At 46.0% G+C, this 11,879-nt stretch carries 12 protein-coding genes and 1 pseudogene; 8 read left to right on the top strand and 5 right to left on the bottom strand.

The features are described from left to right. The first annotated feature begins 189 nt into the window (after window positions 1-189). Both celB and M1M80_RS20010 read left to right on the top strand, forming a co-directional pair. Window positions 190-1,524, top strand: a complete 1,335-nt coding sequence (celB, locus tag M1M80_RS20015; protein WP_060399785.1) for a PTS cellobiose transporter subunit IIC — start codon at window positions 190-192, stop codon at window positions 1,522-1,524. Window positions 1,525-1,594: 70 nt separating this feature from the next. Then, complete coding sequence (locus tag M1M80_RS20010) at window positions 1,595-2,272, top strand: DUF2711 family protein (RefSeq protein WP_060399784.1); 678 nt, start codon at window positions 1,595-1,597, stop codon at window positions 2,270-2,272. A 33-nt stretch (window positions 2,273-2,305) separates the two neighbouring features. Here the strand turns inward: M1M80_RS20010 and glxA are convergent, their stop codons facing one another. Further along, on the bottom strand, window positions 2,306-2,686 hold the full coding sequence (glxA, locus tag M1M80_RS20005; RefSeq protein WP_003236077.1) for a glyoxalase GlxA: 381 nt from the start codon (window positions 2,684-2,686) through the stop codon (window positions 2,306-2,308). A gap of 120 nt (window positions 2,687-2,806) precedes the next feature. Between glxA and M1M80_RS20000 the strand changes: the two genes are divergently transcribed. After that, a complete protein-coding gene (locus M1M80_RS20000) occupies window positions 2,807-3,994 on the top strand; it encodes a class I SAM-dependent rRNA methyltransferase (RefSeq protein WP_060399783.1) in 1,188 nt (395 codons plus the stop codon). Window positions 3,995-4,028: 34 nt separating this feature from the next. On the opposite strand, the gene M1M80_RS19995 is transcribed toward M1M80_RS20000, so the two are convergent. From M1M80_RS19995 to M1M80_RS19980, 4 genes and pseudogenes are all read right to left on the bottom strand, one after another. After that, the gene (locus M1M80_RS19995; protein WP_003236073.1) at window positions 4,029-4,226 is read right to left on the bottom strand and encodes a YwbE family protein; all 198 of its coding nucleotides are present in this window, start codon (window positions 4,224-4,226) and stop codon (window positions 4,029-4,031) included. A gap of 36 nt (window positions 4,227-4,262) precedes the next feature. Further along, a pseudogene (locus M1M80_RS19990) lies at window positions 4,263-5,466 on the bottom strand (MFS transporter). A 106-nt stretch (window positions 5,467-5,572) separates the two neighbouring features. Next, window positions 5,573-6,250 (bottom strand): CidB/LrgB family autolysis modulator, encoded by a 678-nt coding sequence (locus M1M80_RS19985; protein ID WP_019259828.1) that lies wholly within the window; start codon window positions 6,248-6,250, stop codon window positions 5,573-5,575. Beyond that, the gene (locus M1M80_RS19980; protein ID WP_003222205.1) at window positions 6,232-6,618 is read right to left on the bottom strand and encodes a CidA/LrgA family holin-like protein; all 387 of its coding nucleotides are present in this window, start codon (window positions 6,616-6,618) and stop codon (window positions 6,232-6,234) included. The genes M1M80_RS19985 and M1M80_RS19980 overlap by 19 nt, the downstream gene beginning before the upstream one ends. A gap of 105 nt (window positions 6,619-6,723) precedes the next feature. Between M1M80_RS19980 and cidR the strand changes: the two genes are divergently transcribed. From cidR to efeM, 5 genes are all read left to right on the top strand, one after another. Beyond that, on the top strand, window positions 6,724-7,629 hold the full coding sequence (gene cidR / locus M1M80_RS19975; RefSeq protein WP_003236063.1) for a cidABC operon transcriptional activator CidR: 906 nt from the start codon (window positions 6,724-6,726) through the stop codon (window positions 7,627-7,629). A 7-nt stretch (window positions 7,630-7,636) separates the two neighbouring features. Then, on the top strand, window positions 7,637-8,455 hold the full coding sequence (gene thiM / locus M1M80_RS19970; protein ID WP_060399782.1) for a hydroxyethylthiazole kinase: 819 nt from the start codon (window positions 7,637-7,639) through the stop codon (window positions 8,453-8,455). Continuing rightward, a complete protein-coding gene (gene thiE, locus M1M80_RS19965) occupies window positions 8,452-9,120 on the top strand; it encodes a thiamine phosphate synthase (RefSeq protein ID WP_019259827.1) in 669 nt (222 codons plus the stop codon). Before thiM ends, thiE begins: the two co-directional genes overlap by 4 nt. 156 nt (window positions 9,121-9,276) lie before the next feature. Further along, window positions 9,277-10,722: a ferrous ion permease EfeU gene (gene efeU, locus M1M80_RS19960; RefSeq protein ID WP_060399781.1), complete on the top strand. Its 1,446-nt coding sequence runs from the start codon at window positions 9,277-9,279 to the stop codon at window positions 10,720-10,722. Next, window positions 10,719-11,876, top strand: a complete 1,158-nt coding sequence (gene efeM / locus M1M80_RS19955) for an iron uptake system lipoprotein EfeM (protein ID WP_060399780.1) — start codon at window positions 10,719-10,721, stop codon at window positions 11,874-11,876. The genes efeU and efeM overlap by 4 nt, the downstream gene beginning before the upstream one ends. The last annotated feature ends 3 nt before the right edge of the window (window positions 11,877-11,879 follow it).

The raw sequence follows: 11,879 nt of genomic DNA, 5'->3' as shown, positions 1-11,879 counted from the left end.
TCGGAGAAAAAAGAGAGTTTGATAGTAAGGAGGAAAAAATATTTTCATGGACAGATTATTTAGCAGAATGCAGATTTTTTCCACAGGAAGAGGAAATTTTCCAAATGAATTTGTAAGCGTTTTCAAAATAAGATAAAGAAAACATTGCGAAGGTTGTTCACAAAGCAATGAGAAAAGGGGGCTTTTCAGATGAGCGCATTCACTCGGGTGATGGAAGAAAAAATAATGCCTGTCGCTGGGAAAATTGCCGGGCAACGGCATCTCAGCGCTTTGCGTGACGGAATTATCCTGACCATGCCGCTGATTATTATCGGGTCTGTCTTTTTGATTTTAACGAGCCTGCCGATTCCCGGTTATGCTGATTTCATGATGAGTGTGTTTGGGAAAGAGTGGGCGGATAAGCTTGGATATCCGGTTAATGCTTCGTTTGATATTATGGCGATGATTGCCGCGTTTGGAATCGCCTATCGGCTGGCAGAAAGCTATGGTGTCGATGCCCTATCAGCCGGTGCGATATCAATTGCCGCATTTCTGTTGGCAACGCCGTTTGAAGTGCCGTTTACGCCGGATGGCTCAACGGAATCCATCATGGTCGGGGGCGGAATCCCGATCACACTGCTTGGCAGCAAGGGTTTATTTGTCGCCATGCTGATCGCTTTGTTTTCAACTGAAATTTATCGGTACATTATTCAAAAAAATATCGTCTTCAAAATGCCAGACGGCGTGCCGCCGGCGGTAAGCAAATCATTTGTCGCGCTGATTCCCGGCTTTATCATTGTTTTTCTAGTGTGGCTGGCGCGTCTTCTGATTGAAATGACGCCTTTTCAGAGCCTGCACAATGTCGTAGGAGACCTGCTTGGCACACCGCTTTCCATTCTTGGCGGCAGTCTGGGCGGAAGCCTGATCGCGGAATTTGTGCAGATGCTGCTTTGGTCGTGCGGGATTCACGGGGCTTCAATCATTGGCGGAATCATGGCGCCGATTTGGTACGGCGCGATGGATGCCAACCGTCTCGCGTTTCAGGCTGGCGAGGCGCTGCCGAGTATTTTTACGACTCAGTTCTTTCAAATTTGGATCAATGTCGGCGGGAGCGGAGCGACGCTGGCGCTTGTCCTGACGATGCTTGTGCGCTCCCGGAGCAAACAAATGAAGCAGCTTGGCCGACTAGGGATTGGCCCTGCGCTATTTAATATCAACGAGCCGATCATTTTCGGTATGCCAATTGTCATGAACCCGCTCCTCATTGTTCCTTTTATCATCGCACCACTCCTCACGATTACCGCAACTTATATCGGCATGAGCACCGGACTGGTGGCAAGGCCGGCCGGAATCGCCGTGCCATGGACGATGCCGCCGCTCATATCAGGCTACCTGGCAACAGGCGGAAAGGTATCGGGTGCTGTTATGCAGCTGGTGAATCTGCTGATCACCTGCGCCATCTACTATCCGTTTTTCAGAATATGGGATCATCAAAAATGGAAGGAAGAGAGTGCGGTTGAATCCGGGGGTGAGAATGTTTCGTGATGTAACGTAAAAGGGCTGATGGTCTTCTAACAACTATAAGTAAATGTTAGAATATGTAAAGGGGGTGCGCATGCTAGATTACATATGGTTAGAAGACGAATTACCAATCTTAAAACAAATACCAGTCGAATATACATCAGCTGCTATTTTATTTTCTCCTTTTATTCAAATGCCTGAAGGATGGGAAAAAGCAAAGAGAAAAAATGATTATGAGCATATCTATCCAAATGATGAGGAAATAAGGGAAAAAGGCAAAGCTGTTTCATGGAAGAAGGTTATGTCCTCTTGCGGCTTTCAAACACATGCTGAGCTGGCGCTTGCTTTAATGACATCGATAGGCGCCTTAAGGGATGAGTGCGCGAGACAAGATTTGGCTAAACTTTTACATGCAAACATAAAAGAAGGTCTCTTTTGTCCTAGTGAGGACCATATTTCAAATTTTCATATCCCTGGTTTGGTAAAAGTGCTTGGTTCGAACGGATCCAAGCGGTTTTATTACTCAGAACCAATTGTGGAAAACAGCGGCTTTTTGGATACAGCTGAGGCTAACTTGCAGACGATACTTGATGAAGCCGCCGCAGAGCTCATTTTGACTGATAAGAAAATGGACTTTGTGTTTATGAGTGTATATGACTCATTCATTAATGTTTTTTTAGCGAAAGATGAAAACATCAATGACTTGGTTCAGCGTATGGGCTGGGAAGCCATGATTTGCGATGAGTCAACGTATATCAGTTGGTATAGATAAAAAAAGAACGTACAAAATGTACGTTCTTTTTTTTTAACGCTGAAAGAACTCAATCCACTCGCCATCAGGACCTTCAATATAGAAGTAACGGTACCCGTTTGGAAGAGTTGTGATCTCTTCGTCGATAAATTTCGCGTTCATTCTTTCCGCTTTTGTATATTCAGCCGCGATGTCATCCGTCAGCAGGGCAATGTGGTGCACTTTTCCTTCGACGGGAAGCTCACTGCTGTAGCCTTGAATCAGTTCGATTTCTGTTTCCGGACCGTCTTCAAAGCCAAGAAAAGCAAGCTCGATTACGCCGTTCGTATGTGTGATGCGATCCTTCAATTTCATGCCGAGAACCTCTTCATAAAATGTGATGGACGCGTTGATATCCCTTACCATAATGCCTGTATGGTCAATTCGTTTTGCCATGCTGCTCCTCCTCGTAACTCTTTTTGTCTATCGTAGAAAAACCTTTCCTTTCTGTCAATGCAGACATCTTGGCGTTTTGTGGTACGATAAGAGAAAGCAAACAGAAAGAGGACGAAATATATGAAGCTACTCACCCTAAAGAAAGCACATGCTGCAAAAATCAAAAAAGGCTATCCGCTCATCGAAAAGGAAGCTCTCGCAGGGAGTGCGGGGCACGTGAAAGAAGGAGACCTCGTTGATATCGTGTCTGAGAGCGGCGAGTTTCTTGCGCGGGGCTATTATGGCCTGCAAAACAAAGGGGTCGGCTGGACGCTTACCCGCAATAAGCATGAACAGATTGACCAAGCATTTTTTCTCAGCAAATTAACAAAAGCGGTTCAAGCGCGCGCCAAACTTTTCACGGCCCAAGATACAACGGCTTTTCGCATGTTCAATGGTGAGGGAGACGGCGTTGGCGGCATCACGATTGACTATTATGACGGCTATCTGCTGGTTCAATGGTACAGCAAAGGCATTTACGCCTTTAAAGACATGCTGATTTCCGCTTTGGATGAGCTGGAACTGAACTATAAAGCCATTTACGAGAAAAAACGCTTCTACACGGCGGGACAATATGTTGAAGATGATGACTTCGTGAAGGGGGAAAGAGGCGAGTTCCCAATCATCATTCTGGAAAATGGCATTCAATACGCAGTGGATCTGAATGAAGGCGCCATGACGGGCATCTTTTTGGATCAGAGACATGTTCGCAAGGTGATCAGAGACCGCTATGCAAAAGGAAAAACAGTGTTAAATACGTTTTCTTATACGGGGGCATTCTCCGTGGCAGCGGCGCTTGGCGGAGCGGAGAAAACAACAAGCGTAGACGTGGCAAACCGGAGTCTTGCCAAAACGATTGAGCAATTCAGCGTGAACAAGCTGGATTACGAGGCACACGACATTAAAGTGATGGACGTGTTTAACTATTTTTCGTATGCAGCGAAAAAGGATCTGCGCTTTGATCTGATTATTCTCGACCCGCCTTCCTTTGCGCGTACAAAAAAACGCACCTTCAGCGCGGCCAAGGATTATAAAAACCTGCTGAAGGAAACGATCGCCATCACAGCTGACAAGGGCATCATCGTTGCTTCCACAAACAGCAGCGCCTTCGGCATGAAGAAATTCAAAGGCTTTATCGATGCCGCCTTTAAAGAAACAAATGAACGCTACACCATCATTGAGGAATTTACACTGCCGGAGGATTTCAAAACGATTTCGGCGTTCCCGGAAGGCAACTATCTAAAAGTGGTTTTTCTGCAGAAAAAATAAAGAAAAAAGCTGCCCTGTTCAGGAGCAGCTTTTTTTATGTAGAAATGATCTGCTGGACGCGGCCGATGCGGCCATCTTCAAGCCGGACTTTAATGCCGTGCGGATGAAAGCTTGATTTCGTTAAAATATCCTTTACTGTCCCTCTCGTCAGTTTTCCTGTTTTTTGATCTGCTTTCAATACAATATCAACCTGTAATCCTTTCGAAATGCTGCTTCGCTCTTGCCCGTTCATAGCGTACATCCCCTTTCCTTTTGTTCATTATAGTCATTATGGTTTAAAAGTAACAGCCGGCTGATGAAGTGTATTTTTGTTTTTTTTCAGCCTTCATTAAATATAATGTCAGCCCAAAGCCTGCTATGCTCAGAATGCCAAAAAGCAAGTAGACTGCGAAGATTGATATGTAGTCAAAAATGTATCCGCCTGTAAATGTACAGAACCAGTTGCCGAATCCATTGCCGATGGCGGCGTACATGGTCAGCGCCGTCGCTTCAACGTGGTTTGGCGTAATCTTTTTTACATATTGAAGCGCCGCCGGGATAAATAAACCGATCGCAACTCCCTGAAGAAAGACCGTCGCATAAATGATCCATAATGAAGGCGCTGTGAAATAGAGCGCCCACCTGAATAATGAGACCCCGCCTGACAGCATAATGACGTTGAGCAGCCCCATTTTATCTATAAATGTTTGGGCAAATCGCATAAATGGAATTTCCGAAATGACGCCGATGAAAAATAAAATGCCGATAGCGGAAAGTGACGCGCCGCTTTTGTCCAGAAAAAGACTGAAATACGTATTGTTCGCTAAGTTTGGAGCAAATGTCGTAAAGGTGATGATCATAAAGATGAGGAACGTTTTGTTGCTGATAAGCTCCCGGAATCCTTTGTGGATATTGACCTTTGTTTTTGTTTTCTGCTGGCCAGGCATTTGTGAGGCCAATATGGCGGCGATGCACAGAAAGGCACAGCCAAAGATAAAGATCACGTGAATAGGGTACAGCTGATTCGTTACCTGTCCCATGGCAAACACTGCGATGCCGAAGCCGAGAGAACCAAACAGGCGAATTCCGCCGTAGTTGCCGTTTGTTTCTTGAGTGTACCTTAGTGAAATGCTGTCCGATAATGGAATAATCGTGCTTTGAAAGGCTGCAAAACAGGCCGCGATCAAAATAAACAGAGGAAAGCCGTCAAATGCAATATAGCCTAATCCAATGATGCCTGTGATTGATGTGCAAACCGCCAGCAGGCTTTTCGTTTTTTGCGTATAGTCGCTCAGCATGCCCCAAAACGGCTGAAAGAAAATCATCACAATCGGGCCGAGTGACATGATCAAGCCGACCTGTGATCCGCTTACATGCTGTTCTTTCGTTAAATACATACTGAGTAAGGGAATAATGCTGCCCGTGCCAAGAAAAGCAAACAAATAAAATCCTTTTAACGCGGCGTAATGCCGTCTCACCTGCAAGTTGTGCATGGGGTGCCTCCTTTGGTATCCACAAATTACATTATATTGGAATTCGCCAGCTTTTCAATAAGGGGAAGCACATAAAAAAAACTGCCCTTGAGAGGACAGTTTTTTCTTACATAAATGAAAGTAAAAACGGCGCCGCGCAAAGCGTCATAATCGCAGCTAAGATCATCGACACACTGGAAATCGTGCCGGACACAGAGCTAAGCTCAAATGCTTTTGACGTTCCCGCTCCGTGTGCGCTTGTACCAAGCAGCACGCCCCGCGCGATTTCATTATCAATGCGGAAATAGCGGATGACCATCGGGCCGATCACTGTGCCTAACAAAGCGGTCAAAATCACAAACACGGCTGTGACGGCAGGCATTCCGCCGATCATTTCCGATACGTTCATTGCGATCGGTGTTGTCACTGATCTCGGGACGAGGCTGTCAATTAAGCCGGTGCCGAGGTGAAGCCATTTCGCAATAAGAGCGGTTGAAATAATCGCGATGCATGAACCGACGGCCACGTTCAAAATAATTTCCACTGCGTATTTCTTTAAAACAGGGAAATATTTATATAGCGGGATCGCGAATGCCACGGTAGCCGGCTGAAGCATATCGGTCAGCAATTCGCCGCCGAGATTATATGACTCGTACGGGACATTCACCAGCAGCAGCAGACCGACTAACACAGCGGGCGTCACCAATAGCGGCGACGTATAGACACGCGGAAACCGTTGATATACTTTTTTTGCTCCTAAATACACCAAAACCGTTAAAAACAAACTTACAATTCCGATGAACACGTATGCTTTTTCTCCTTTCTTTTTGCAATGATTTGTGTAAGCGTTCCTGTAGACACCATCACGACAAACGTGCTGATGATGACAACAAGCAGAATGCTGACACCAAATTTCGACATAATGTCTCCGTATTCAATCACTCCGACGGCAGACGGGATAAAAAATAAAAGCAGCTCCCCGAGAAGCCACGCAGCGCCAAGCTCTATCCATTCAAGCTTGATGATCTTAAAGTGTAATAATGTGAAAAGAATCACAATCCCAATTATACTGCCGGGAATATTTATATGAAGAAGGGCTGTCACCCAATTAATCAGCCGAGCAAATATAAATAACAGAGCGATTTGAATAACGGTTAGCAACAGTTTTTTCATATTGATGCCTCCCTTATATTCATATTGTACATAAGGTCTCGCTATAGGTAAAATATATATAAAGAATAATAAGTATTCCTTTTGTCTATAGAAAGGGTGAAGCACATGGATATACGCCATTTAACATATTTCTTGGAAGTCGCTCGTTTAAAAAGCTTTACGAAGGCTTCCCAATCCCTATATGTTTCTCAGCCGACGATATCAAAAATGATCAAAAATTTAGAAGAGGAGCTCGGGATCGAACTGTTTTACCGAAACGGCAGGCAGGTGGAACTGACTGACGCCGGCCAGAGCATGTATGTGCAGGCACAGGAAATTATTAAATCATTTCAAAACCTGACGTCAGAATTAAATGATATTATGGAGGTCAAGAAAGGGCACGTGCGGATCGGACTGCCGCCGATGATCGGATCAGGATTTTTCCCAAGAGTGCTCGGGGATTTTCGTGAAAACTATCCGAATATCACCTTTCAGCTAGTCGAAGACGGTTCTATAAAAGTCCAAGATGGCGTTGGGGACGGCTCTCTTGATATCGGCGTTGTGGTTCTTCCTGCAAATGAAGATATTTTTCATTCGTTTACAATCGTAAAAGAAACCTTAATGCTTGTCGTTCACCCTTCCCACAGGCTGGCAGACGAAAAAGAGTGCAGGCTGCGTGAGTTGAAGGACGAGCCTTTTATTTTCTTCAGGGAGGATTTTGTCCTGCACAATCGAATTATGACGGAATGTATCAAGGCTGGATTCAGGCCTCATATCATTTATGAAACCTCACAATGGGATTTTATCAGTGAGATGGTGTCAGCCAACCTTGGAATCGGGCTTTTGCCGGAACGAATCTGCCGCGGACTTGACCCGGAAAAAGTAAAAGTCATTCCGCTTGTCGATCCAGTCATCCCTTGGCACCTCGCCATTATTTGGAGAAAGGACCGTTACTTGCCCTTTGCGGCCAGAGCTTGGCTCGAACATACGAAATCGTATTTATGGGACCCGAAAAAAGATAGTAAAGGATGATGCAAACATGGATGCACAATCAGCAGCAAAATGTCTTACTGCTGTCCGCCAGCATAGCCCTCTGGTGCACAGCATAACTAACAATGTCGTAACGAATTTTACAGCAAACGGCCTGCTCGCCCTCGGCGCATCACCGGTTATGGCGTACGCGAAAGAAGAGGTCGCCGACATGGCGAAGATTGCGGGTGCGCTCGTATTAAATATCGGGACGCTGAGCAAGGAATCAGTCGAAGCGATGATCATCGCGGGAAAATCAGCCAATGAACATGGCGTCCCTGTCATTCTTGATCCTGTCGGGGCCGGAGCAACACCGTTCCGTACTGAATCGGCACGAGGCATCATTCGTGAGGTGCATCTCTCTGCGATCAGAGGAAACGCGGCGGAAATTGCCCATACCGTCGGCGTGACCGATTGGCTGATCAAAGGCGTTGATGCGGGAGAAGGCGGAGGCGACATCATCCGGCTGGCCCAGCAGGCGGCACAAAAACTCAACACGGTCATTGCGATTACTGGCGAAGTCGATGTCATAGCCGACACGTCAAACGTATATACCCTTCATAACGGCCACAAGCTGCTGACGAAAGTGACAGGCGCCGGATGCCTGCTGACGTCTGTTGTCGGTGCGTTTTGTGCTGTGGAAGAAAATCCATTGTTTGCTGCTATTGCTGCCATTTCTTCGTATGGTGTTGCAGCTCAGCTTGCCGCACAGCAGACAGCTGACAAAGGTCCGGGAAGCTTTCAGATTGAATTGCTGAACAAGCTTTCATCTGTTACTGAACAAGATGTCCAAGAACTGGCGACAATAGAAAGGGTGACTGTCTCATGACACGTATTTCTCGGGAAATGATGAAAGAGTTATTATCTGTTTACTTCATTATGGGGTCGAATAATACGAAAGCCGATCCTGTCACTGTCGTACAAAAAGCGTTAAAAGGCGGCGCCACTCTTTACCAATTTCGTGAAAAGGGCGGGGACGCGCTGGCAGGGGAGGCGCGGATTGAATTCGCTAAAAACGTGCAGGAAGCCTGCCGTGAAGCCGGTGTTCCATTCATTGTCAATGATGATGTGGAGCTGGCCCTGACGCTGAAGGCTGACGGTATCCACATCGGCCAGGAAGACGCCAGCGCAAAAGAAGTAAGAGACGCTATAGGTGATATGATTCTTGGCGTTTCCGCCCATACAATGTCTGAGGTGAAGCAAGCTGAAGAAGATGGCGCGGATTATGTAGGACTCGGGCCAATCTATCCGACAGAAACGAAAAAGGATACGAGAGCCGTACAGGGTGTATCTCTTATCGAAGCGGTTCGCCGCCAAGGCATCGGCATACCAATTGTGGGCATCGGCGGCATCACAATCGAAAATGCCGCTCCTGTTATCCAAGCGGGGGCCGACGGTGTCAGTATGATCAGCGCCATCAGTCAGGCGGAGGATCCAGAAGGTGCCGCACGCAAGTTTCATGAAGAAATTCAAACGTATAAAGCGGGAAGATAAACGTTGTTTTCCATTCAAAAGGCTGTCCTGTAAAGGACAGCCTTTTTGCTGTGGCATCAAGGTTTTCAGACCTTCAAATTTTAATTGACAAAGAACAGGAACTGGCTATGATTATGATATACAATGATAATCATTTTCAGTTATAGGAGGAACATGATGGCTCGGGGGCTGGCACTTATTTTATTCAGCTTGTTGATGGTTTTCGGTTCTGCGGCACATGCGGAAGACGATCCGATCGCTGCACTGATTCAATTAAACAAGCAAATGATCGAATCTGTAAAAGACGGAGATATAGACTCGGCACAACAAACATTTGAAACATTCAAGGCGAAGTGGAAAAAAGAAGAACCTTCTATTAAAAAGGAAAATCTTTCTTCCCACAGCAAAATGGACTCGAATATCGCGATGATTTCTCTTTCTTTCATCAATCAAGACGCAGACAAGCTCAAAACGCAGCTTGAAGAGCTTTCTTCTCATTTAGAAACCTATCAGCAGGCTGTCGTGCTGAAAAAGACATCCTCGGGTCAATCAAGGGCGTCCTTAACAGCCTATATACAAAGCTTAAAAGACACAAAACAGCTAATACAAAAAAACCAATTGGATCAAGCATCATCCGCAATCGACAATTTAATTACATCCTGGCTCGCTGTTGAGGGGGACGTCGTTTCCCAATCGAAGGAAGCCTATACGACATCAGAGGAAAACCTGGCGCTGATGAAGGCTGAAATCGACAGTCAACCCGAAAAGGTATCAAAGCAAATTGACGAAATGATTCAATTGCTCGAGCCAATCGCTTTAAGCAGCTATAGCTGGTGGGATGCGGCACTCATTCCGATTCGTGAAGGGATGGAGGCCCTGCTTGTGATCGGGGCGCTTTTAACCATGACAAAAAAAGCCCGTGTCACGCGTTCCTCTACATGGATCTGGGGCGGAGCATCCGCTGGCTTGGTTGTTTCCTTGGCAGCCGGCATAGGTGTCACGCTTCTGTTCTCCTCCAACATATTCGGGGAAAACAATTTCTTGCTTGGCGGGGTTACCGGCGTGCTGTCCGCTGTCATGCTTTTGTATGTAGGAGTATGGCTGCACAGAAATGCCTCAATGGACAAATGGAGAGAAAAAATCAATACCCAGAAGTCACAGGCCCTAAAAAAACGAAGTCTGCTTTCCTTCGGCCTGATCGCATTTCTGGCAGTGGTGAGAGAAGGGCTTGAAACGGTCATCTTTTTCATCGGGCTTGTCGGGAAGCTACCGCTCATTGAACTGATTGGCGGAACTGCCGCGGGGCTTATCGTTCTCGTTATCGTCGGTGTTCTCATGATTAAGCTCGGAATGCGTATCCCATTGAAGCCGTTTTTCCTGCTGTCCATGGCGGTCGTCCTGTATATGTGCGTGAAATTTCTCGGAACAGGCGTTCACAGCCTGCAGCTGGCGGGCATTCTCCCGTCTGATGCAGAGAGCTGGCTGCCGTCTGTATCGGTGCTTGGAATTTATCCGTCCGTGTACAGCACGGTCCCGCAATTGCTGATTTTACTCTTTTTACTGATTGCGCTTGTCTCAGAAGCGGCAAAACATTTTACAAACGGAAAGGAACTGACAAAATGAATTTCACAAAAATCGCTGTATCAGCCGGCTGCATCCTTGCGCTGTGCGCAGGCTGCGGAGCCAATGACACATCCTCAACCAAAGAAAAAGCTTCATCTGAAAAAAGCGGGGTCAGCAAAGAGATCGCCGCATCTGTAGATAAAATGGAAACCATCATTTCCAAGCTGAATGATTCAGCGGAAAAAGGAGACCAAAAGGAAATTGAAAAGAAGGGGAAAGAGCTAAACAGCTACTGGCTTTCCTTTGAAAATGATATCCGCGGCGACTATCCATTCGAATATACAGAAATCGAAAAGCACCTTCAGCCCATCTATACAGAAGCACAGAAAGACAAACCGGATACAGACAAAATCAAGACAGAATCCGAGTCACTGAAAGCGTCCTTAGAAGACCTGACAGAAGCGAAGAAGAGCAGCAAAAAGGCAAGCGATCAGCTGGAAAAAGCAGCGGACGAATATAAAAACTATGTTAAAGAGCAGAGCGATCAGCTTGTAAAAGCGACTGAAGCATTTACAAGCGCTGTGAAATCCGGCGATATCGAAAAGTCTAAAACGTTATATGCGAAAGCGCGTGTTTATTATGAGCGAATTGAACCGATCGCTGAAAGCCTTGGTGACCTTGATCCGAAAATTGACGCCCGTGAAAACGATGTAGAAGAAGGAGACAAATGGACAGGTTTCCACAAGCTTGAGAAAGCCATTTGGAAGGATCAAGATATTTCCGGGGAAAAGGCAACGGCTGACCAGCTTCTCAAGGATGTAAAAGAGCTTGACGGTTCAATTGAAGCACTGAAATTAACACCTGAACAAATTGTAGCAGGCGCGATGGAGCTTCTGAACGAAGCCGGCATTTCGAAAATCACGGGAGAAGAAGAGCGCTACTCACGAATCGATTTAGTCGACCTCATGGCGAATGTGGAGGGCTCCGAAGCTGTTTATCAAACAGTGAAAAGCGCGCTTGTAAAAGATCACTCTGACCTGACGGAAAAACTGGATACGGAGTTCAGCGAATTTGAAGTTTTAATGGCAAAATACAAAACAAATGATCAGTCCTATACGTCTTATGATAAATTAAGTGAAGATCAAATCAGAGAGCTGAGCACAAAGCTGACGACTCTTTCTGAAACCATGTCGAAGATTGCGAATGTGCTATAAAAG

The organism is Bacillus inaquosorum (assembly GCF_023238325.1).
GTDB classification, from domain to species: Bacteria; Bacillota; Bacilli; order Bacillales; family Bacillaceae; genus Bacillus; species Bacillus inaquosorum.
The sequence above is the reverse complement of the archived record's forward strand: the minus strand, read 5'-3'. Positions and strand labels throughout refer to the sequence as shown.